Raw genomic sequence first — 22476 nt, 5'->3', positions numbered from 1 at the left:
TATATCGGAAGCTGAATCCTGAGACTCAACAGTCGAACAAACTCAGAAGTACAAAAACATGAAAACTTACTACTTCATTAGTATACCATATTACACTTCATAACGAAACGGAATGAAGCCATTTAAGCTCTATAAAATAGCACCATTACAGGAACAAGTAGCTTATTTACGTAATTTGTACCATGCCTAATAATTCAAGTAACAACGAAGCAGTTCCTAAAAAACTAGCTCCAGCCTAATCACACGCTGGCTTCACTTCGTCTGCCGACTTAAGCTACGTTATCTCGCAATTTTCTGTTTCTCGCGCAGAGCGCGTTGGATATCACGCTGTGCATCACGTTTGGCCGCAGCATCTCGTTTATCGTACTGCTTTTTACCTCTACCCAGTCCAAGCAACAGCTTGGCATAGCCATTGCGAACATAAATCTTTAACGGCACAATCGTGTAGCCTTCCTGTTTGGATAGACCAATAAGCTTGCGAATCTGCTCTTTGTGCAGCAGCAGCTTACGAGTACGCGTCGGATCGGTCGGATTGTTACGATTGCCTTGTTCAAAAGGACTAATATGCATGTTGTGGATGTGAATTTCAGCATTACGAATGGTAGCAAACGCGTCACTGATATTAGAGCGACCATTACGCAAAGACTTAATTTCCGTTCCCGTTAACACCATGCCCGCCTCGTAGGTATCCTCGATAAAATAGTCATGGGAAGCTTTTTTGTTCTGGGCGAGCACTTTCCCGTCTGCCTTCTTACCCATGAATACCACTCCTTGTTCCTAATGTAATCTATTCCGTGAAAAGAAAGCTCCAGCCCGTTCACTACATAATTGCAAATGAGCGGCTTAGAACTATATTGTAACAAAATCCAGACGGTAAAAGCAAGAAAGGTCAAGTCTTTAAAACGAAGCGGCCTCCGTCCAAAACATCAGACAGAAACCGCCGTAATCTAAGCCAAAGATCAGCTTATACACTGATTCCAAAGATTCATCAAGCAAGCTACCGCCACTTACTTCTTCTTTTTCCGTACAAACCCAGCGGTGCTATTACCGCCACCACCACTGCCTTTGCTCTTCCGTTTACGACGTACAGCACCGTCCCCGCTTGGGCTGGCATCACTGCCTGGTGTAGCTGCTCCGCCGATAAAAATACCACTGGCTGACGTCTTCTTCTTACGTTTACCCGCACTTGATGCTGGCGAGTTGTAACCGCCCTTGCCGCTGCCAAAACCGAAACCGCTGGCTGAGCCCGCTCCTGCTCCGTTTCCGCCGCTACGGCCCGTACGACCTGCGGTACTAATACCCCCGCTGCCTACGCCTGAACCAGCCTCTTTAGGCTTCCCGGCAGCATCACGACCGCCTTTACGCTCTCTGCCAGCCTTATCCTTGCCGCCCTTACGGTCGCGCCCCTCATGGGGCTTTCCTTTACCTCGGCCCTCACCGCCACGCGTAAAGCCAGCGCCCGGCTTTGAACCACCCGTGCGCTCACGGCGTTGCTGCTGCTTCATATCGACGAGTTCAAAATCAATCGTGTAATCTTCCATATTCACGCGCGCGACGCGAACCTTAACCTCATCTCCGATGCGAAACACCTTGGAGGTACGTTCACCGATCAACGCCATATGCTGCTCGTCAAAATGATAATAGTCGTCCGTAAGCGCACTCAGACGCGTCAGGCCTTCCACCGTATTGTCCAGCTCAATGAACATACCAAAGCTGGTTACGCTGCTGATAATCCCCTCGAATTCTTCGCCGACCTTGTCCAGCATGTATTCAGCCTTTTTCATTTGCTCCGTATCACGCTCTGCATCCACAGCCACACGTTCCCGCTCGGAAGATTGCTGCGCAATATCTGGCATCCGTGCAGTCAAATACTCCTGGCGCTCGGCCGTTAAAGCCCCGCCATTCTCCAATACCTCACGAATGACACGATGAATCACCAAGTCAGGATAACGACGAATCGGCGATGTAAAATGAGAATAATACTCCGCAGCCAGTCCAAAATGTCCTGTCGACTCCGCATCGTACTTTGCCTGCTTCATCGAACGTAGCATCATGGTGCTAAGCACCGTCTGCTCCTTCGTGCCCTGGATATCTTCCAGCAACGTTTGCAGCGCACGCGGGTGAATAGAATTCCCCCGACCTTTGATCTGGTGTCCAAAATTGGCGGCAAAAGCCATAAAGTTTTGTAGCTTTTCCGGGTCCGGGTCCTCATGAATCCGATACAGGAACGGCACCTTGAGCCAGTGAAAATGCTCGGCTACCGTCTCATTGGCTGCCAGCATGAATTCCTCGATAATCTGCTCGGCAATGGTACGCTCTCTTTTAACGATATCCACGGCCTTGCCTTCATCGTTCACAATCACTTTTGCTTCATCAAAATCAAAATCAACCGCGCCCCGGCGCATCCGGTTAGCTCGCAGCTTCAACGCCAGTTCCTTCATCGTGCGGAAGTCTTCCACCAGATCCTTGTACCGTTCCATCAGTTCAGCATCTTCCTCTTCGAGGATTTTGCGAACGTTGGTGTACGTCATTCGTTCCTTCGTTTTAATGACACTGGTGAAAACATCATGCTTTACGACCTTCATATGCTCATTGAATTCCATCTCACAGGACAAAGTCAGCCGATCCACCTGCGGATTCAAGGAACAAATGCCGTTCGAAAGCCGATGCGGAAGCATAGGGATAACACGGTCGACCAAATACACGCTACAACCGCGGTTATATGCCTCCTGATCCAGCTTGGAGTTCTCACGCACATAATACCCTACGTCGGCAATATGAACGCCCAGACGGTAGTTACCGTTTGGCAGACGCTCTACATTAACCGCATCATCCAGATCCTTGGCATCCTCGCCATCAATCGTAACAATCGTTTTATCGCGCAGATCGCGCCGCCCCTGACGTACAATTTCCTCTTCGGTAATCGCATCGGGAGCCTTCTCTGCTTCCTCTGTCACCTCATCGGGAAAAGCTTCCGGTAGCTGATGCTTGCGAATGACCGACAAAATATCGACGCCCGGATCATCCTTGTGACCCAGCACCTCCAACACTTCGCCTTCCGCCGCAGCTCGTCCTTCTGGATAGCTCACAATACGCACAACAACCTTTTGACCGTTTACGGCTCCGTTGGAGCTGGCTTTTGGAATAAAAATATCCCTGTTAATCCGCTTATCATCCGGCAAAACAAAACCGTATGCTTCGTGGCTCTGGAACACGCCTACCACCTGAAGCACTGCGCGCTTCACGATCCGCACGACTTCGCCTTCCAATCGGCCACCCGAAGGTCCCTTCGACGTCACTCTTACCAGTACTGTGTCTCCATTCATTGCACTCTTTAAGTCATTAGCATGAATGTACACATCCGGGTGCTCCCGGTCTTCCGGGATCAGAAAAGCAAATCCCTTAGCATGAGCCTGCAAACGCCCGCGCTGCAAATCCATTCGTTCCGGCACACCATAGCGGTTCGTGCGGGTCAGCACAATTTTCCCATCTTCTTCTAGCGCGTTTAAAAGCTTAAGGAATTCGCGAAAATCCGCCGCGTCGTTAATTTCAAAATGCTGCTCAAGCTCCTGGTAAGTCATAGGTTTGTATGCGGTCTCGCGCATAAAATCAAGTAATTGTTGCTCTGTTATCATAATATCGTCCACCTCGGGTGACCTTTAATTTTCAGTAATAATCCGCATGTTCCTTGTTCCTGATACAAGGCTCTTCATATACTCATACCCTAGTATACACGAATTTAATCGAAGGCATCCCTGCCTATCTAAAATCCAAAAAAGCCCCCGTTTCCCGTGAAACGAAGGCTTAAGGTTATTATTTAGCTTATTTTGCAAAAAATGCAACTAAAACGGAAACGATCATAAAGCACGCACCCAAAACAGCAGTCACGCGCTGCAAAATCAAATCCATACCGCGAGCTTTTGTCTTGCCGAACAGATGCTCAGCACCGCCAGAGATGGCACCGGACAAACCTGCACTTTTCCCCTTTTGCAGTAAAACAACCGCAATAACAGCAATCGAGAATACAACGAGCAGCACTTTCAAAAAGATTTCCATGAAAAATCCCACCTCCTGAGCTAATACATCTGTTTTGCAAAACAACACAGCCTTTTTTATGAAAACATGATCATATCATGTTATGAATAGCCGGAAATTAACGCAAAACACTATTTTCATTCTACCACAGCTTCCAGTAGATAACAACCAGCTCTACCGAGCCACTTCATTAAGCCTTGCAAAAGAGTATAACCGACATCACATAAGAAAAAACAAAAAAACAGACCTGCTCACGTTAGCGAACAGGTCTGTTTTGTAATTACGTAAATGGCTTTGAGCGCTCAGACTCCGTGTTCTTGAATCACAGCTGCCTGGCACCGTCAGCATCATTGCGCAATTATTTTTTCAGGTTGTAGAAAGATTTCAGGCCGTGGTATTGAGCCAGTTCACCCAGTTGATCCTCAATGCGGAGCAATTGGTTGTACTTCGCGATACGGTCAGTACGGGAAGGCGCACCTGTTTTAATTTGGCCTGCATTTGTTGCAACAGCGATATCAGCAATTGTGCTGTCTTCGGATTCACCGGAACGGTGAGAGATTACAGCTGTGTATCCTGCACGTTTAGCCAACTCGATAGCATCAAATGTTTCAGTCAGCGTACCGATTTGGTTTACTTTGATCAGGATGGAGTTACCGATGTTTTCTTCGATACCTTTACCCAGACGCTCTGTGTTAGTTACGAACAGGTCGTCACCAACCAATTGGATTTTGTTGCCCAATTTTTCAGTGAGCAATTTCCAACCTTCCCAGTCATCTTCGGAGCAACCATCTTCGATGGTGATGATTGGGTATTTGTCAACCCAAGAAGCAAGCAGGTCAACGAACTCAGCAGAAGTGAAGGATTTGCCTTCGCCTTCCAGTGTGTATTTTCCATCTTTGTAGAACTCAGTGGAAGCAACGTCCATACCGAGGAATACGTCAACGCCTGGTTTGTAACCGGCTTTTTCAATCGCTTCGATAATAGTGGACAAAGCTTCTTCATTGGATTTGAAGTTAGGAGCAAAACCGCCTTCATCACCAACAGCTGTGTTCAAACCTTTGGAATTCAGTACGGATTTCAGGTTGTGGAAGATTTCCGCGCCAACACGCAGAGCTTCTTTGAAAGTAGGCGCGCCTACAGGCAGAACCATGAATTCTTGAACGTCAACGTTGTTGTCGGCATGAGCGCCACCGTTAACGATGTTCATCATTGGTACTGGCAATTGTTTAGCGTTGAATCCACCCAGGTAAGTGTACAGTGGCAGACCCAGAGCTTCAGCAGCAGCGCGAGCTACAGCCATGGATACAGCCAGAATTGCGTTTGCACCCAATTTACCTTTGTTATGTGTACCATCAAGTTTGATCATCAATGTGTCGATTTCCACTTGGTTTACAGCATCCAAGCCGATCACTTCAGGAGCAATGATTTCGTTCACGTTTTTAACAGCTTGCAGAACGCCTTTACCCAGGTAGCGGGATTTGTCGTTATCGCGAAGCTCTACAGCTTCGTGAGCGCCTGTAGAGGCACCGGAAGGAACGATAGCACTACCGATAGCACCGGATTCCAGATATACTTCAACTTCAACAGTAGGGTTACCACGGGAGTCGAGGACTTCGCGAGCGTACACATCAGAAATAATAGTCATTTGTACTTAATCTCCTTTGTCGATCATGATTTATTGGTCAAGCCTATACTTATTAAATCAAGCTTACTTGCGGGATGCAATCATAGATTTTCCTGTCATTTCCGCAGGCTGCGGAAGCTGCATCAAATCCAGAAGCGTTGGAGCTACGTCAGCCAGTATTCCATGCTCACGCAAAACGATATTTTCGTCAGTCAAAATGAACGGAACCGGATTGGTCGTATGAGCTGTGAACGGACGTCCCTGCTCGTCAATTTCCATATCCGCGTTACCATGGTCGGCAATGATGATAACAACGCCGCCTTTGGCTTTAACCGCATCTACAACACGTCCAACACATTCATCCGTCGTCTCTACCGCCTTGATCGTTGGCTCCAGCATGCCGGAGTGTCCAACCATATCCGGATTGGCAAAGTTCAGGATAATCGCATCATGCTTGTCGGCTTCGATCTCCTTAACAGCAGCATCCGCAACCTCGTACGCGCTCATTTCAGGCTGCAAGTCATATGTAGCCACTTTAGGCGAGTTAATCAAAATACGAGTTTCGCCAGGCAGTTCTACATCACGACCGCCACTGAAAAAGAAGGTAACGTGCGGATATTTTTCGGTCTCGGCAATACGCAATTGCTTTTTATTGTTTTGCACCAATACTTCACCAAATGTGTTATCCAGGTTTTTCGGTTCGTAGGCTACAAAGCCTTCAACCGTTTCACTGAACAATGTCAGGCAAACAAAGTGCAAATCTTTTGGCAATTTCGGTCCACGATCAAAGCCACGGAAATCCTTATTCGTAAATACCTGAGACAATTGAATCGCACGGTCAGGACGGAAATTCAGGAAGATTACTGAGTCATTGCTTTCGACCAGCCCTACAGGGCTTCCGTCAGCCTTCACAATAACCGTCGGCTCCACAAATTCGTCGAACACCGATTTTTCATACGATTCTTTCAACGCTTCCATTGGATCTGTATATTGAGGACCTTCGCCGTACACGATTGCACGGTAAGATTTCTCTACACGCTCCCAACGTTTGTCGCGGTCCATGGCATAATAGCGTCCTTGTACAGTCGCGATTTTACCAATACCCACTTCCTGAATTTTGGCGATCAGCTGCTGCATGAAGTCCACGCCGCTGTCAGACATAACATCGCGTCCATCCATAAATGCATGAATGTATACTTCTGTTAAACCTTCTTTTTTCGCCAAATCCAGCATAGCAAACAGATGGCTAATATGGCTATGCACGCCACCATCGGACAAAAGTCCGTACAGATGAAGCTTCGTGTTGTTCTTCTTGGCATGCTGTACTGCTTTAAGCAAAGTTTCATTCTGGAAGAACTCGCCTTCGCGAATGGACTTCGAAATGCGGGTCAAACTCTGATATACAATCCGGCCAGCGCCGATGTTCAGGTGACCTACTTCGGAGTTACCCATTTGCCCTTCCGGCAGACCCACCGCTTCACCAGACGCTGTAAGCGTTGAATGAGGGTATTGTCTTAAGTATTGGTCGTAGTTCGGCTTGTTCGCCTGTGCAACCGCATTGCCTTCCACAGTTTCGCGCAGTCCGAATCCATCCATAATAATTAAGGCTACCGGTTTTGGTACTGTCATCTTACTTCGCCCCCTCAACAAGCGCGATGTAAGACGCTGGTTGAAGACTAGCGCCACCTACAAGTGCGCCGTCGATGTCGCTTTGGCCCAGATATTCAGCCACATTTTCAGGTTTCACGCTGCCACCATACTGAATCCGTACAGCATTGGCTGTATTTTCATCGTACAGTTCTTTCAACAAACTACGGATATAGGAAATGACTTCATTCGCATCCTGCGAAGTGGAGGATTTACCTGTTCCGATGGCCCAAATTGGCTCATAAGCAACAACCACTTGTGCAGCCTGATCTTTAGCCAAACCAGCAAAAGCTGCTACAGTTTGCACTTTTACAACCTCTTTGGTTTGACCCGCTTCACGGTCTTCCAGCTTTTCGCCTACACATACGATTGGAGTCAAGCCGTGGCGGAATGCCGCATGAACCTTTTTGTTCACCGTTTCGTCTGTTTCGTTAAAATATTCACGACGCTCGGAGTGTCCGATCACAACGTAGTCTACGCCCAGATCTTTCAGCATCCCGCCGCTGATTTCACCTGTAAATGCGCCGTCTTCTGCAAAGTGCAGGTTTTGTGCGCCGATTTTGATAGATGTACCTTTTACTGCTTCAACCAGAGCAGGAAGATTCGTAAATGGTGCGCAAATCACGCTTTCCACCCCTGCAACCTCTGCTTTGCCTTTGATCTCTTCGATGAAAGTTTTAGCTTCTGGTACGGTTTTAAACATCTTCCAGTTACCCGCGATAATCGGTGTTCTCAATGGTTTCAACTCCTAACTATTAGGTGCCCTAAAGCATTTATTATACGCAGTACGTTTGATTACTTATCGTTGAGTGCAACAACACCCGGAAGTGCTTTGCCTTCCATAAATTCAAGGGATGCGCCGCCGCCAGTAGAGATATGATCCATTTTGTCAGCCAGATGGAACTTCTCAGCCGCTGCCGCAGAATCACCGCCACCAATGATGGTGTATGCTTCTGTTGTTGCGCAAGCTTCCGCTACTTCACGCGTACCGCCAGCGAAAGGCTCCATTTCAAATACACCCATTGGTCCATTCCAAACAACCAATTTGGAGTTTTTGATAACATCTGCATAGATTTTACGTGTTTTCGGTCCGATATCCACGCCTTCCCAATCTGCAGGAATACCGTCGATGTCCACAATGTTCGTGTTCGCTGTAGCGCTGAAATCGTCAGAAATAACGATATCTACCGGAAGGTAGAAGTTTTTGCCGAGTTTCTTCGCTTTTTCGATAAATCCAAGAGCTACGTCCAGTTTAGATTCATCCAGTAGGGATTGACCCACTTCATGACCTTGAGCTTTAAAAAATGTATAAGCCAAACCGCCGCCAATGATTACGTTATCTGCAATGTTCAGCAGGTTGTCAATCACGTCGATTTTGTCTTTTACTTTGGAACCGCCGATAATGGCTGTAAAAGGACGATCTGGGTTTGAAAGAGCTTTACCGATTACAGATAATTCTTTCTCCATCAGCAAGCCGGAAACAGCCGGAAGAAGATGCGCGATACCTTCTGTGGAAGCATGAGCACGGTGCGCTGCACCAAATGCGTCATTCACGAAAATGTCAGCCAGCTCAGCAAATTGCTTCGCCAATTCAGGATCATTTTTCTCTTCTCCTGGATAGAAACGTACATTTTCAAGCAACAGCACGTCGCCGTTTTGCAGTTCAGCCACTTTCGCTTTAACAGCCTCACCAACTGCTTCGTCCACTTTAACAACAGGCTTTTTGAGCAGTTCAGACAAACGCACGCCAGCAGGAGTCAGACGCATGGATTCAACAACCTGACCTTTTGGACGTCCAAAGTGACTCGCCAAAATAACTTTTGCACCTTTTTCAATCAGGTAGTTAATCGTTGGCAAGGTTTCACGAATACGCTTGTCATCCGTAATTTTACCGTCCTCAACCGGAACGTTAAAATCTACACGAACAAACACCCGTTTTCCATTCAGTTCTATATCACGTACGCTCTTTTTGTTCATCTCCATATTCCTCCGCACCCTTTTAATTTTACGAAACAGGAATTTAAGGCACATTTTGATATATAAAGAGCGGAAACAATAACTGCTGTTTCCGCTCTATGATGTTGCGCGATAAGACTGTTCTTACTTAGCCAATTTAGCGAAGTATTCCAACGTACGGATCAATTGTGCTGTGTAGGACATTTCGTTGTCGTACCAAGCTACAGTTTTCACCAGTTGTTTGTCGCCAACAGTCAGGACTTTAGTTTGAGTTGCGTCAAACAAAGAACCGAAAGTGATACCTTTGATGTCGGAAGAAACGATTTGATCTTCAGTGTAGCCGTAAGTTTCAGCATCGGAAGCTTCTTTCATCGCAGCGTTGATTTCTTCAACAGTTACGTTTTTCTCCAGAACAGTTACCAGTTCAGTCAGGGAACCAGTTGCTACTGGTACACGTTGAGCCGCGCCATCCAGTTTACCCTTCAGTTCAGGAATTACCAGACCGATGGCTTTAGCAGCACCAGTTGTGTTAGGAATGATGTTTTCAGCTGCTGCGCGAGCACGACGGAAGTCACCTTTAGCATGTGGAGCATCCAAAGTGTTTTGGTCGCCAGTGTAAGCATGAATTGTAGTCATCAGGCCTTCAACGATACCAAATTTGTCTTGCAGTGTTTTAGCCATAGGAGCCAGGCAGTTCGTTGTGCAAGAAGCACCGGAGATTACAGTTTCAGTACCGTCCAGAATTTCATGGTTTACGTTGTAAACGACAGTTTTCATGTCGCCAGTAGCTGGAGCGGAGATAACAACTTTTTTAGCGCCGCCTTTCAAATGTTTCTCAGCAGCTTCTTTAGTTGTGAAGAAACCTGTGCATTCCAGAACGATATCTACGCCCAGGTCTCCCCAAGGCAGTTCTTCAGGGTTGCGGTTAGCCAAAACTTTAACTTCTTTACCGTTAACTTTGAAGAAGCCATCGTGTACTTCTACTTCTCCTTGGAAAGTACCTTGTGTTGTATCATATTTCAACAGATGTGCCAGCATTTTGGAATCTGTCAAGTCATTAATTGCTACTACTTCAATACCTTCCACGTTTTGAATCCGGCGGAAAGCAAGGCGTCCAATACGTCCGAAACCGTTAATACCAACTTTAACTGTCATGAGTGAGTTCCTCCCAAAGTTCGTTTAGTTTATATATTCAAGACAGACCCGAAAGCCCGTCAAGACAACACAATTAATAAATCCGTATTAACCATTCAAATAATGGCTTACAATTTCAGCAGCAGCGCCTTCGTCGGTGACAAGAATATCTTCCTGCCCGAAACGCAGCACTGCATGAATAGCGGCCGCCTTGCTCTTACCTCCAGCTACGCCTAGAACCGTCTCGGTACGCCTGATATCCTCCAAACGGAGTCCAAGCGTCAGCATTTTGTGAACAACGACGCCGTCTTCGTTAAAATAATAGCCAAACGATTCGGCAACCGCGCCCTCACTGCTGATCTGGGCAAAGGTTTCGGGGTCAAGCTTGCGTCTGCGTGCCATCGCTATAGCGTTGCCTATCCCGTGAATGATGATCCGACTCTCTCGAATCAGGCTCAAAATATCCTGAATATTCGTATCTTCAAGCAGGGAGTTGTAAGCATGATTGCTGAGCAAATCCGGTACATGGAGCAGACGGTATTGTGAGCCGACCTTACGAGCCATTGTGGAAGCAATTGTGTTCGCCTGCATTTCCATGCTTTCTCCCAAACCCCCACGTGCCGGTACGAACCATCCGCCCTTAAGTGGGCCATTAGCAGGTAGTGTCAGTTGGTCCGCCACGTCGGCAATCGTCGTGCCACCTGTTACGGCGACCACATCCTCGTCGTCCATAACGCCCAGCAGCGCTTTTGCCCCAGCACGGCCCAGCTCCTGCTTCGTTAAAGGAGAAGCATCCGAATCCCCTGGAACGACAACCACCTTCCTCAAACCATAGGCTTGGCGAATCTGATCCTCCAATTGGGACAGGCCGAACAAGTTGTTCGCAATCGGCTCCAGCTGTTCCAGCAGATCCAGTCCTGCTTTGCTCACCTTCATGCCCACACTCTCAATCTCAATCAGCCCTTGGGCTTTAAGAAGATCGGTTTCGGCGCGCAACACGCGCTCGGTCATGTTTAGTGAAGCCGCCAGCGTTCTGCGTCCAATAACATCGGACAGCATAATCTGATGCAGGATTGTGTACCTTTTTTTCAAAACATCCATGAGGTCGGGCAGAAGCTGCTTCTGTATTTCTAATATCTTTCGCATGCTTTCCACTCCCGCACACTTCTAAGTTCTGTCTCTAATGCTATATCACTAACTGGTCTTAAAACGTCCCGGGTTAACTTTTTAAGTCCCACGTATATCTTAACCAATATTTGCTCTACATGCAAGTCTATCTGAACCTATATTTCTCAACTTTTTATGTGAATATGCGCACGTAATAAAAGCTTGCAATTCAATGCCGTATATCATATAATCATCTTTGTTTCCAATTAGCTGTGCGCCCGTGGTCCAACGGATATGACGTAGGCCTCCGGAGCCTGAGATCGAGGTTCGATTCCTCGCGGGCGCGCCATTTTTATGAATGTTTAAAGCTTCTATATACTATTTTAACCAACTAGAGCGCAGAGGGCTCTTTTTTTTGACCATTAGTTTGACTTTCTTTGACTTTTTGTTTGAAATTGTTTATCATGTGGTTAATACGGTAACAGTTTATAAATAGGGACGTGTAATCGGCATGTCCACCAAATCCATTAACGATATTAAAGGGAGGTTTTTTGACGTGAGCTATGTTCCTATGGTAGTAGAACAAAGTAACCGCGGCGAACGCGCCTATGACATTTATTCCAGACTGTTGAAGGATCGCATTATTTTGTTGGGCTCGGACGTCAATGACGTTGTAGCCAACTCTATTATTGCGCAAATGCTGTTTTTGGCTGCCGAAGATCCTGAAAAAGACATTCACTTGTATGTTAACAGCCCTGGCGGTTCGATCACAGCCGGTATGGCCATTTTCGATACGATGCAATATATTAAACCTGACGTATCTACGATTTGTGTAGGTATGGCGGCTTCCATGGGTGCGTTCTTGCTGAACGCAGGTGCCAAGGGCAAACGTTTTGCTTTGCCAAACAGCGAGATTATGATTCACCAACCGCTGGGTGGCGCGCAAGGTCAAGCAACGGATATTGAAATCCGCGCCCGCCGCATTCTGAAAATGCGCGACAAATTGAACCGCATTCTCGCAGATCGCACAGGCCAACCACTGGAGCGCATTGAAAAAGACACCGACCGTGACTATTTCATGTCCGCAGATGATGCCAAGGAATACGGTATTATTGATAAAGTGCTAACTAGCTCCTCTCCAGAAGGTGTATAAGAGAACGAATTATTGTCTCTGAATAGCTGGTAAACCAAAAAAGCTGCCTACCGGATAATTGTTTCCGGTAGGCAGCTTTTTTTGGGTTTACTGTTCTTTTGGGTATAAATAATCCAAATGATTCATCTGTACTACTCATTCTGTCCAGCAAAAGGCTTGCTGCCTTGAGGCAACAATTGACCAAACGAATAAGTGAACTCAGGAATACCATACGCATAAGGCCCATACTCATACAAGTCAAACACAATCGTCACACCGCTATTCGTTACATAAAAATTTGGATTAGCCGCAATATCCTTGAAGCCACCAAAGCCGCCTTCATTCACCATTGGACCATTAATTTTTTTCTTCAGGTCGCTATTAAGAAACTGTTTGTAATTAGGATTGGCCTTCAGCACGTCAGACAATTGCAGCAATTTCCCATCAGCGAGTGAGAACGTATATCCTTTACGGGCCGTCATACCATGAGCACCAGCCGTATCGGAGTAATCCTCCATAATGATGCTCAAAATCCCTTGTTGGTTATGGGCAATAGCAAAATCATTACTGAAAGTATACGGTCTTTCTACTGTAGGTTCACCCTCTGCTACTTGCTTTTTGCCTGCTGCCAGTACTCCCTCCGCTTGCTTTTTGAGCATACTATTAATGGCCTGCTGAGCTTCAGGGTTTAGCTGGCCACCGCTGATTTGCGGGTACTTAACCTTGTAGGAAACCTTTGCATCACTCGAAGCCGGAAGAGATTGGGACGTAATCGTGATCGGATTTAGCTTGCTTTTACTCAATGTTACTGTTTTCTGAGCTGCATTCCACTGAGCATCGATACCCAGATAGTCTTTCAGCAGACTCATAGGAATGTACAGCTTCCCGGCGATCTGTTTGGCGATCATACTACGCGTGCTGATTCCGTTAACATTGACATAGGTATACGAGGAAGAGGACATGACGAAAAGCTTGTTGTACCCACTACCTACGGTATAAGTCGCTGTTTTGGCATCATAACTCACCGGAATCCCCAGGCTGTCCCGCAATGCTGCTACGGGAATCAATGTGCTTCCGTTCACCTGAATCCCTTTGGTGGCCAACGCTTTACCATTCCATTGGATAGAAACACCTGGTTGCTGTGCTGTAGTCTGTTGTTTGGATGAAGCTGCCTCGATATAGGAAACGGGAACAACTGCGACTCCTACTAAAATTCCCGCTGCCAGCAGTGCGGAGCCCCATTTTTTTGTATGCTTGTTCATATGTAGTATTCCTCCTGTTGTAGATGTGTACTGTGTATTGATTACTTTACTTATTATATCTATACCCCAATGTTCGTTGTTTACAATCTGTACACTCTCCGATTTCAATCTGTACATCTAGGGGGCCCAGCTATTACAGACTCATTACAAAATAGTTTCGACATATAAAAAAGCCAGCAAGTCATCCTGCAAATAAAGCAGGACGCTCGTGGCTTCGTTATAATCTGTACGTTAGTTCAATTCGTATTGTGCCGATACTTGGACCTTCACAGTCACTTGACCGGATTGTATTTCTGTTCCGCCGCTTGTATCCAAGAGCGCTTTACTCATAGCAGCCTCACGTTGTGTGAAGATTTGGGCATCTCCCCCATCTACCGTTACGTTCAGGAGAGTTCCAAGCCCTCGTTTGGTTGCCTTCGCTACAGCATTCGCTTTGGATTGAGCATTTCCCAACGCCTTTGCAATAGCTTCTTCTTCATAAGCTGAAGAGTTCTCTACTGAAAAACGCACGTTATCCACGTTGTTCGCTCCGGACTGTGTGGCCCCATCCAGCAATTGACCGATTTTATCCAAATCACGGTATTTAACGGAAAGTGTATGGTTGGCAATATAGCCTTTAAGCTTCTGTCCAGCTTTTTCGTCGTAGGTATAGTTAGGCTGCACGTAGAACTGGCTCGTCTGAATATCGTCCGCACTGATGCTCCACTTTTCTTTCAGCAGTTGTGTGACCTTACTTATTTTAGCGGCGTTGGCTTTTTGGGCAGCGGCTGCTGTATTTCCTTCAGATTGTACGCCGATGGATAGATAGGCAATATCGGGTTTAACCAATACTTCCCCGCTGCCACTCACATTAATTACACTGCTTACCGTCGTAGATGCTGACGCGGCATAGGCGCGATCTGCTCCTGTCCATAATCCTCCCGCTACTACTCCTGCCAATAATGCTCCTGCCAGAACTGCTGTATTTGCAGCTTTTGTCCAATGTTTCATCATATTCGCCCTCTTTTCTTGATGATGTGTGTACCTTCCAGACGGAAACAAAGGGAAAAGGTTGCAGTTAGGCACCATATTTCCGAACAGAGTACCACCACAGGATGTAAATTACTTGTAGCTTGGGCCAAACACAGCGGCGGTATTCAAAGAGACCCCCATTGGAGCAGCTCAGCGGGGGATTGACCACTCTGTTTTTCCGGATACAAAAAAAGCCCCCAAAGGGGCTTTTCACTAAGAGCATTTACCATATCACAAAGCAGATGTTTGTTTATTGATTTTCCAGCTCTACCTTACTAACCAGACTTACTAAAGCGTTTACAGCCTGCTCGGCGTCCGCACCTTCAGCACTAATGTTAATTTCAGTACCTGTACTGATGGCAAGGCTCATAATACCCATAATACTCTTGGCATTAACCTTTTTGTCTTCTTTTTCCACAAAAATCTCAGATGAATATTTATTCGCTTCCTGTACGAACAACGCAGCAGGTCTGGCGTGCAGTCCTGTTTTCAAGCGTACGACTACCGGATGTTTTGACATGTCAGCTTACCCCCTCATCAAATAAATCTGGACACTACTTACTCCATTTTATTTATCACATTATAACATTAACCCGGGACAGACACTAGAAAAAAAACTAAAAAAACCGGGGCAGAAGCCCCACAGACACTCCTTTTATGGAATCAGGCCATTTTCTCCCCTGATTTTGTCAGCCATCTCGTCAATTTTGCGAAGACGATGATTTACACCCGATTTACTCACGACCCCTTTGAGCATTTCCCCGACTTCTTTCAAATTCAAATCAGGATGAGCGAGACGTATTTCCGCCACCTCCCGCAGCTTATCTGGCAGCGTATCCAGCCCGACTTCCCTCCCCAGCAACTTGATATTCTCAATTTGCCGGACAGCAGCTCCAATCGTCTTGTTCAGATTAGCCGTTTCGCAATTAACAATCCGGTTCACGGAATTTCGCATATCGCGCATGATGCGGACATCCTCGAATTTGAACAAAGCCTGATGCGCGCCAATGATGCTGAGTAGCTCAATGATCTTTTCGCCTTCCTTGATGTAGAGAATAAAGCCTTTTTTTCGCTCAATGCAGCGGGCATTCAGATGAAACTCATTCGCCAGATCGACCAGCGCCTGGCAATGCTCCTCATACATCGAGGAAATCTCCAGATGGTAAGACGATCCCTCCGGATTGTTCACAGAGCCACCTGCCATAAAAGCGCCACGCAAATAAGCCCGCTTACAACAGTTTTTCCGAATGATATCCCGATTAATCCCGTCCGTGAACACGAACCCTTCTGATACGATGTAAAGATCCTTCAACAGCTCTTGTACACCGCTTGGAATGCGGACAATGTACACGTTATTTTTTTTCAGGCGCATTTTTTTCCGTACAAGCAGCTCAATATGAACTTGAAAATGCTTTTTGATCAAGGAGTAAATCCGCCTTGCAATCGCGGCATTTTCTGTGGACACGTCCAATATCACCCTTTTGTTGGACAGTTGTACGGACCCGAGCATACGTATGAGCGCAGATAGTTCCGCTTTTTCACAGCAGGGCTGGCTTTCAATCATCGTAAGCTCTTTTTTTGTTTGTGCCGCAAAGGACAAGGGACTCACCTCCTTCTTAATATCCAGTTTTGTACCAATTGGTAAATGTGCTGGCTCAGTTTGTCGGCATCATGCCGTAAATAGGTGCGGAACAGAACAAGCGTATCTGCCACCACTTTATACCCCCGCTCAGTCAGCTCTCCCATGTCTACTTGAACTGGCTTGGCACCCTGCTCGGCATACATTTCTTGTACCTGAGGCGGAATTTCTCCATTATTGACGATCACATAATCAAACAGATGATGCCCTACATGCTCATAAATAGCCTGCAGGTGGTCCCCCACTGTATATCCATCCGTTTCGCCCGGCTGAGTCATAACGTTGCAGACGAATATCTTGATAGCGTCTGATTTCACCACAGCCTCTGCAAGCTTCGGTACGAGCAGATTCGGCAAAATGCTGGTGTACAGACTGCCAGGACCGATCAGGATCGCATCGGCCTCATTAATAGCCTCTACAGCCTCAGGCAACGGCTCCACGTGAGTCGGTTCAAGAAAAACACGTTTGATTCTGCCGCCCGCTTCCGGGATTTTGGATTCACCGGTAACCACCGTGCCATCCTCCATTTCGGCACTCAGCACAACGCCTTCTTCAGCCGCCGGCAGCACACGCCCCCGTACAGCAAATACACGGCTAAGCTCACGCACCGCCGTCACAAAATCTCCTGATATATCGGTCATCGCCGCCAAAATCAGGTTGCCCAGACTATGGCCTGCCAATCCTGATCCTGCGCCGAAACGGTATTTCAGCATATCGGACATCACCGGCTCTACATCAGCCAGTGCAGTCAGCACATTACGAATATCCCCCGGAGGGGGCATTTGTAGCTCACTGCGCAATATCCCGGAGCTTCCACCATCGTCAGCGACTGTAACAATAGCCGTAATATCCAGCGGCTTTTGTTTCAACCCCCGCAGCATGACGGACAAGCCGGTTCCGCCGCCCATAACAACAATACGAGGGCGCTCCCGTTGTGATCCGGTCTCTTTCATGTTTTCACCTCTTTAATGCCGGTCGCGATCAGCATCCCGATGTGAAACAGAAACCGATTCTGTTTCACTGGCACCCAGCATTTTTCCTAAATATTCAGATATCGCGACAGAACGATGCTTACCGCCGGTACAGCCGATACCGATAATGACCTGGCTCTTGCCTTCCTTGCGGTATTGCGGAATCAAAAAATGTAACATATCCAACAGTTTGGTCAGAAATGCCTGAGTCTCAGGCCATTTCATAACATAATCATACACATCGCTGTCCTGTCCGGTGTGTGGCCGCAATTGGTCCACATAGTGAGGATTGGGCAGGAAACGCACGTCGAATATAAGATCGGCATCAATGGGAATACCATATTTGAAGCCGAACGAGGTAATATTTACGGAAAGCATGCTGCTCTCCAAATGAGAAAATCGGGAAATAATCCGCGCCTTTAAGGTTGCAGGCTTCATCACACTTGTATCAATGACTTGTGTTGCCGAGCTTTTCAGCTCTTCCAGCATTTTGCGCTCCAGTCGTATTCCGTCCAAAGGCATACCATCCGGAGCAAGCGGGTGGCGACGACGGCTTTCCTTGTATCGTTGTACGAGAACACCGTCATTGGCATTCAGGAACAAAATTTCACAATGAATCGTAAAATGATCCTTAATATAGTTCAATGATTCCGACAAAGCCGTAAAAAATTCTCGCCCACGCAAGTCAATTACCAGCGCCACTTTGCCTATCTTACCGTTGGACTGCTCAATTAATTCAGCAAACTTGGGAATCAGCACAGGCGGTAAATTATCAACGCAGAAGAAGCCCAAATCTTCCAGGCTTTGCACTGCAATGGTCTTCCCTGCGCCTGACATTCCCGTAATAATAATGAGTGTTGCCCACGGCGCAGCGTTTTTTAAGTTGTCTGTCATATGGACTTCCCTCTCCTTTTGCTTCTTCGCTCTATGTCAGTAACCTATGGATCAGGAGCGCAGCAGCAAACCGGCTGCTCCTACGATACCTGCGTCATTGCCAAGCGATGCCGGAACAATAGATACCCCTTGCTGGAGCGGCTCAGGTGCCAGTTTGGCAAATACCAGACGCATCTCTTCGAACAAGAAATCACCCGCTTTGGAAACACCCCCGCCTACAATAAACAGCTCCGGGTTTAACACGGTGGCAACCGCTGCCATAGATTTTCCCAAATAAAAGGCAGCCCGCTTCACAATACGCAGCGCGACCTCATCCCCGGCCTTGGCCGCATCAAATACTTCCTTGGCGGCGATTTGAGCTTCCAGCGCCAGAGAAGTCCGATCTCCACGTTCCACAGCGTCATTTGCCATACGGATAATGCCCGTTGCAGAAGATACGGTTTCCAGACAACCCATTTTGCCGCATCCGCACTGAATGGCCTCCAGATCCGGTACGACGCTCATATGGCCAATTTCTCCAGCCATACCTGAGAAACCTTGATATATTTTACCATTAATAATAATACCACCGCCTACACCCGTACCCAGGGTATAACATACGCAGTTTTCTATGCCTTTGCCCGCCCCGGCCCAAGCCTCGCCAAGTGCAGCGACGTTAGCATCATTGTCTATTCTTACAGGCTTGCCAATCCGTTCCTCCAACAGCGCACGGATCGGTACGTCACGAAAGCCAATATTGGGAGCGAGGACTATAATACCTTCGCGAACATTCGTAAAACCAGCAACTCCCGCTCCGACACCCTTCAGTTGATCCCATTCATAGGGAGATTGCTCAACAATGTGCCGCACATATTTTTCGATATTGCTGATCACAACGTCTACGCCCTTAGCTGTTTCCGTTGGTCCTTCATATGTGTGCAAAAGCTGTCCGTCTCCATTACAAATGCCCACCTTGATTGCTGTACCGCCCAAATCGACACCCACATAGATACTTTCAGACATGTTCCAAGCCACCTTTATGTTTACTTAAAAACTGTGTATGAAATATATGATTAAAATCTTGACTTCATAATAATTACCTACGTTCCAACTATAATTGAAGCCCCGGTTACGGTCAAGGACACTTCCCTGTTGGAAAGCGCAGAATTAGCGGAACTTCAGGTCTCATCATCCATAAAAAGGAGAAAGCCTGTGCAGATGCAGCAGGCTTTCTCTTCCTGAATCCAAGGCACGTCTTAACAGGGCCTATCAATCGCCCTCACCTTAGCCATATTGTATCCTGTAGCTTTCTTTATTGATCCAATGTTTCGCTCCAGTCATGAACAGCGCTACCTTCGAGATATTTCTCGCAGTCCATAGCCGCCATACAGCCCGTTCCTGCAGCCGTAATGGCTTGACGGTAACGGTTATCCTGCACATCCCCGCAGGCAAATACCCCGGGAATGTTCGTTTCTGTCGTTCCTGGCTTCACTTGAATATAACCATGATCGTCTGTACTGATTTGACCGTTCAGGAAGCCCGTATTAGGCGTATGTCCGATGGCCACGAACACACCATCTGCCTCCAGCAGCTCATCCTGATTCGTCTCATTATTGTGTACCTTCAAGCCCTTTAATCCCGTCTCTCCCGTTACGACCTCCACAGGAGTCCGGTTTAACGCCCAATGTACTTTTTCATTTTCCCGTGCGCGATCCTGCATAATTTTAGACGCCCGCAGCTCATCGCGACGGTGAACCAAGGTTACGCTGGAAGCAAACCGGGTCAGGAAGCTCGCTTCCTCCATGGCTGAATCGCCGCCACCCACTACAATGATTTTCTTCCCACGGAAAAAGAAGCCGTCGCAGGTCGCGCAAGTGCTGACTCCGCGTCCCACATTGTCCTGCTCACCCGGAATACCAAGATATCTGGCGGACGCTCCTGTAGCAATAATCACCGACTCCGCCTCAATGATGCCTTTTCCCTCTACCTTCACTTTAAAAGGGCGCTTGCTGAAATCCACTTCCTCTACCCAGCCAGAAGTAAATTCAGCGCCAAAGCGTTCGGCCTGCTTGCGCATGTTATCCATCAACTCAGGTCCGAGGATACCTTGCTCAAAACCCGGGAAATTTTCAATTTCGGTCGTTGTGGTAAGCTGCCCGCCGGGCTGCATTCCCTCAATGATCAGTGGATTCATGTTCGCGCGCGCCAAATAAATAGCGGCTGTGTAGCCTGCAGGACCTGTACCAATAATTATGGATTTATACATACGTTTGTTGCCTCCTTCAAGTGGTGTTTGGAGCAGGTCTCAGACCCGCTTTTTAAACGTGGAGAGCGGCTGTTTCATCTTCTGCTTGATACCGCACACGCTGTCAATCTGGCGTGCATAGCGACTTACGGTCGATACGGAAATACCATAACGGTCAGCTACTTCCTGATAGGTCACCGAATGATGATGCATTTTGGCTGTCAAGTATTCCAGCGCCGCTGCCCATCCCTCAGTATGCTGAACAATTGGGACTTCCGGGGCAAGCCGATCCAGATATTCCAGCCAAAGTGACCTCAAATCGCGCTGCATGACCGGATCAGACTTGCTCATAACGGCAAGTACCTTATCCAGCACTGCCTGCCATTCCGGATGGACAGTTGAATGGGCAGACACCTCATCTTCGGATACGTGGTGAACCTTCTCTGACTCTGGTCGCAAAAGTCGTTCCGTTTCCTGATTTGTCTCTTGTATGTCCTTAACTGACGGCTCCGTCAGCTCTTGCAGCACCTGCAAGGCGCGCCGTTTCAACTCGCCTTCCTGATCCGGGTCTTCTACGAAGGACTCCAATGCCTGTCGCACCTCATCGTCACCGATCAGGCTTAGCGCCTGAATGACTTGAAGCTGGGTCGCTCGATCGCCGTGGCGCAACGCCCAGAAGAAGGAAGACCGGATTAGTGGATCTCGCTTCATACTGTCAGGCACCTGGTCAGCTCCGAACTTCTCCCACATGCGGAATTGCTCCTCAAAGGGGAGATGGTAATGGTAGCTGAGTACTTGCAGCGGTGTACCCTCCTGCTGGAGCTCCTCCAGCCGGGACAGGAAAAACCGTGGAACTTCCGAGGAAGCATCCTGCTTTTGCAAATGACCCCACAACCGCCGGGCTTCCGCATATCTTCCCGTATTGCTGGCAGCCACCGCCGTATAATGGTACAGGGAGGCGTCATCATTATTCTCTCCGTCACCTTGAAGCAACCTGCGAAAATGTCTGTAGGCCTCCTCATGACGTCCAAGAATCCCCATCGTAGTAGCCAGCTTGAATACCTGCTCCTCCTGAAATGGTATGGTGACCGTCAGCGTTTGAATCAGACGATCCAATTCCGGGCCGCCGCCCTCATGCTGATAAAAGATCGCCAGGTTGCACAGCGCATGCAAATTACCTGGTTCATCCTCCAGGATCCGAAGAATGGTTGTCTTCGCATTTTGAAACAGTCCCATGTAGTAATACGCCAGCGCCAGATTGTTCCGCGCAGCGAACATGTCCGGCTGTTCCTCTGAAATTTGCTTAAGTAATTGGGCCGCCTGAGCAAACTTCCCTTCCTCCAGCAGGACACGGGCCTGATCATGCTCGACCACTCCCTGCCGGGCCTTAATGCGGTTCAGCTTGGTTGGACGGTCCAGCTCATAATAGAGCAGCTCCATCATTTCCTCGGCTTCATCGAGAAACTGTCCTTCTTCGTCCTCCTCCAAATACGTGACCAAGGCTTTCTCCGCTTCTTCAAACTGCTCCATATTGGCGTAATTATTCGCCATGTAGAAGTAACACTCTGTCATCGACGGGTCTACGTCGCTCAGAACAGAGGACAGGATCTCATTCGAACCTGCATAATCCCCCATCTCTGATAATATACCCGCCATATTGCAATGATTCACCGGATTATCCGGTTCATATTCAACGGCTTTGCGAAAATATTTCAATGCCTTGTCATAATGATTGCGATCAAGCGAGCGCACAGCTTTCTCAAAAAAGAAAGATGCGTCGAAACGCAAAACAATAATCTTAGGGCTAGGTCCCGAAGCTCGCAGATGTTTCCCTTTCATA

Annotated in this window: 19 protein-coding genes and 1 tRNA gene; 2 read left to right on the top strand and 18 right to left on the bottom strand. The window is 47.6% G+C overall.

The features are described from left to right. Positions 1 to 279: 279 nt before the first annotated feature. The 9 genes from smpB to E0698_RS20060 all read right to left on the bottom strand — a co-directional run bounded on the left by smpB (position 280) and on the right by E0698_RS20060 (position 11542). Complete coding sequence (gene smpB / locus E0698_RS20100; protein WP_014279183.1) at positions 280 to 759, bottom strand: SsrA-binding protein SmpB; 480 nt, start codon at positions 757 to 759, stop codon at positions 280 to 282. 248 nt (positions 760 to 1007) lie between these two features. Next, a complete protein-coding gene (gene rnr, locus E0698_RS20095; protein ID WP_192512697.1) occupies positions 1008 to 3635 on the bottom strand; it encodes a ribonuclease R in 2628 nt (875 codons plus the stop codon). A 187-nt stretch (positions 3636 to 3822) separates the two neighbouring features. Beyond that, positions 3823 to 4056, bottom strand: coding sequence for a preprotein translocase subunit SecG (gene secG, locus E0698_RS20090; RefSeq protein ID WP_013368823.1), 234 nt, complete (start codon positions 4054 to 4056; stop codon positions 3823 to 3825). A gap of 337 nt (positions 4057 to 4393) precedes the next feature. Further along, positions 4394 to 5680, bottom strand: a complete 1287-nt coding sequence (eno, locus tag E0698_RS20085; RefSeq protein WP_134911632.1) for a phosphopyruvate hydratase — start codon at positions 5678 to 5680, stop codon at positions 4394 to 4396. A gap of 63 nt (positions 5681 to 5743) precedes the next feature. After that, positions 5744 to 7288 (bottom strand): 2,3-bisphosphoglycerate-independent phosphoglycerate mutase, encoded by a 1545-nt coding sequence (gene gpmI / locus E0698_RS20080; protein WP_134911633.1) that lies wholly within the window; start codon positions 7286 to 7288, stop codon positions 5744 to 5746. A 1-nt stretch (position 7289) separates the two neighbouring features. Beyond that, positions 7290 to 8042, bottom strand: coding sequence for a triose-phosphate isomerase (gene tpiA, locus E0698_RS20075; protein WP_044645033.1), 753 nt, complete (start codon positions 8040 to 8042; stop codon positions 7290 to 7292). Positions 8043 to 8101: 59 nt separating this feature from the next. Further along, the gene (locus E0698_RS20070; RefSeq protein WP_149095409.1) at positions 8102 to 9283 is read right to left on the bottom strand and encodes a phosphoglycerate kinase; all 1182 of its coding nucleotides are present in this window, start codon (positions 9281 to 9283) and stop codon (positions 8102 to 8104) included. Positions 9284 to 9406: 123 nt separating this feature from the next. Beyond that, a complete protein-coding gene (gene gap, locus E0698_RS20065; RefSeq protein WP_134911636.1) occupies positions 9407 to 10417 on the bottom strand; it encodes a type I glyceraldehyde-3-phosphate dehydrogenase in 1011 nt (336 codons plus the stop codon). 87 nt (positions 10418 to 10504) lie between these two features. Continuing rightward, positions 10505 to 11542, bottom strand: coding sequence for a sugar-binding transcriptional regulator (locus tag E0698_RS20060; protein WP_134911637.1), 1038 nt, complete (start codon positions 11540 to 11542; stop codon positions 10505 to 10507). A gap of 235 nt (positions 11543 to 11777) precedes the next feature. Here E0698_RS20060 and E0698_RS20055 point away from each other — a divergent pair. Together E0698_RS20055 and clpP are read left to right on the top strand one after the other, a co-directional pair. Then, positions 11778 to 11852 (top strand) — tRNA-Arg (locus tag E0698_RS20055). Positions 11853 to 12059: 207 nt separating this feature from the next. Continuing rightward, positions 12060 to 12656, top strand: a complete 597-nt coding sequence (gene clpP / locus E0698_RS20050) for an ATP-dependent Clp endopeptidase proteolytic subunit ClpP (RefSeq protein WP_025686039.1) — start codon at positions 12060 to 12062, stop codon at positions 12654 to 12656. Positions 12657 to 12787: 131 nt separating this feature from the next. Here clpP and E0698_RS20045 read toward each other — a convergent pair whose 3' ends face one another. The 9 genes from E0698_RS20045 to E0698_RS20005 all read right to left on the bottom strand — a co-directional run bounded on the left by E0698_RS20045 (position 12788) and on the right by E0698_RS20005 (position 22475). Beyond that, on the bottom strand, positions 12788 to 13897 hold the full coding sequence (locus E0698_RS20045) for a DUF3298 domain-containing protein (protein ID WP_192512696.1): 1110 nt from the start codon (positions 13895 to 13897) through the stop codon (positions 12788 to 12790). Between the two features lie 231 nt (positions 13898 to 14128). After that, entirely contained in the window at positions 14129 to 14887 is a 759-nt protein-coding gene (locus tag E0698_RS20040) for an SIMPL domain-containing protein (protein ID WP_149095407.1), read from the bottom strand. 271 nt (positions 14888 to 15158) lie between these two features. Next, positions 15159 to 15428, bottom strand: coding sequence for an HPr family phosphocarrier protein (locus E0698_RS20035; protein WP_013368811.1), 270 nt, complete (start codon positions 15426 to 15428; stop codon positions 15159 to 15161). A gap of 135 nt (positions 15429 to 15563) precedes the next feature. After that, positions 15564 to 16508 (bottom strand): DNA-binding protein WhiA, encoded by a 945-nt coding sequence (whiA, locus tag E0698_RS20030; protein ID WP_192512695.1) that lies wholly within the window; start codon positions 16506 to 16508, stop codon positions 15564 to 15566. Positions 16509 to 16513: 5 nt separating this feature from the next. Continuing rightward, complete coding sequence (locus E0698_RS20025) at positions 16514 to 17500, bottom strand: gluconeogenesis factor YvcK family protein (protein WP_134911640.1); 987 nt, start codon at positions 17498 to 17500, stop codon at positions 16514 to 16516. A gap of 12 nt (positions 17501 to 17512) precedes the next feature. Continuing rightward, entirely contained in the window at positions 17513 to 18412 is a 900-nt protein-coding gene (gene rapZ, locus E0698_RS20020; protein ID WP_013308254.1) for an RNase adapter RapZ, read from the bottom strand. Positions 18413 to 18463: 51 nt separating this feature from the next. After that, complete coding sequence (locus E0698_RS20015; RefSeq protein WP_192512694.1) at positions 18464 to 19414, bottom strand: ROK family glucokinase; 951 nt, start codon at positions 19412 to 19414, stop codon at positions 18464 to 18466. A gap of 289 nt (positions 19415 to 19703) precedes the next feature. Next, complete coding sequence (gene trxB / locus E0698_RS20010; protein WP_192512693.1) at positions 19704 to 20657, bottom strand: thioredoxin-disulfide reductase; 954 nt, start codon at positions 20655 to 20657, stop codon at positions 19704 to 19706. 39 nt (positions 20658 to 20696) lie between these two features. Beyond that, on the bottom strand, positions 20697 to 22475 hold the full coding sequence (locus tag E0698_RS20005) for a tetratricopeptide repeat protein (RefSeq protein WP_192512692.1): 1779 nt from the start codon (positions 22473 to 22475) through the stop codon (positions 20697 to 20699). Position 22476 lies beyond the last annotated feature (1 nt).

It is taken from the genome of Paenibacillus sp. 23TSA30-6, from assembly GCF_014858585.1.
Classification (GTDB): Bacteria; Bacillota; Bacilli; order Paenibacillales; family Paenibacillaceae; genus Paenibacillus.
The sequence above is the reverse complement of the archived record's forward strand: the minus strand, read 5'-3'. Positions and strand labels throughout refer to the sequence as shown.

What these genes read in the sequence shown, in the direction of transcription:
- smpB (WP_014279183.1), bottom strand. Translation starts at nt 759, where the DNA reads ATGGGTAAGAAGGCAGACGGGAAAGTGCTCGCCCAGAACAAAAAAGCT.
- rnr (WP_192512697.1), bottom strand. Translation starts at nt 3,635, where the DNA reads ATGATAACAGAGCAACAATTACTTGATTTTATGCGCGAGACCGCATAC.
- secG (WP_013368823.1), bottom strand. Translation starts at nt 4,056, where the DNA reads ATGGAAATCTTTTTGAAAGTGCTGCTCGTTGTATTCTCGATTGCTGTT.
- eno (WP_134911632.1), bottom strand. Translation starts at nt 5,680, where the DNA reads ATGACTATTATTTCTGATGTGTACGCTCGCGAAGTCCTCGACTCCCGT.
- gpmI (WP_134911633.1), bottom strand. Translation starts at nt 7,288, where the DNA reads ATGACAGTACCAAAACCGGTAGCCTTAATTATTATGGATGGATTCGGA.
- E0698_RS20070 (WP_149095409.1), bottom strand. Translation starts at nt 9,283, where the DNA reads ATGAACAAAAAGAGCGTACGTGATATAGAACTGAATGGAAAACGGGTG.
- gap (WP_134911636.1), bottom strand. Translation starts at nt 10,417, where the DNA reads ATGACAGTTAAAGTTGGTATTAACGGTTTCGGACGTATTGGACGCCTT.
- E0698_RS20060 (WP_134911637.1), bottom strand. Translation starts at nt 11,542, where the DNA reads ATGCGAAAGATATTAGAAATACAGAAGCAGCTTCTGCCCGACCTCATG.
- E0698_RS20045 (WP_192512696.1), bottom strand. Translation starts at nt 13,897, where the DNA reads ATGAACAAGCATACAAAAAAATGGGGCTCCGCACTGCTGGCAGCGGGA.
- E0698_RS20040 (WP_149095407.1), bottom strand. Translation starts at nt 14,887, where the DNA reads ATGAAACATTGGACAAAAGCTGCAAATACAGCAGTTCTGGCAGGAGCA.
- E0698_RS20035 (WP_013368811.1), bottom strand. Translation starts at nt 15,428, where the DNA reads ATGTCAAAACATCCGGTAGTCGTACGCTTGAAAACAGGACTGCACGCC.
- E0698_RS20025 (WP_134911640.1), bottom strand. Translation starts at nt 17,500, where the DNA reads ATGAAAGAGACCGGATCACAACGGGAGCGCCCTCGTATTGTTGTTATG.
- rapZ (WP_013308254.1), bottom strand. Translation starts at nt 18,412, where the DNA reads ATGACAGACAACTTAAAAAACGCTGCGCCGTGGGCAACACTCATTATT.
- E0698_RS20015 (WP_192512694.1), bottom strand. Translation starts at nt 19,414, where the DNA reads ATGTCTGAAAGTATCTATGTGGGTGTCGATTTGGGCGGTACAGCAATC.
- trxB (WP_192512693.1), bottom strand. Translation starts at nt 20,657, where the DNA reads ATGTATAAATCCATAATTATTGGTACAGGTCCTGCAGGCTACACAGCC.
- E0698_RS20005 (WP_192512692.1), bottom strand. Translation starts at nt 22,475, where the DNA reads ATGAAAGGGAAACATCTGCGAGCTTCGGGACCTAGCCCTAAGATTATT.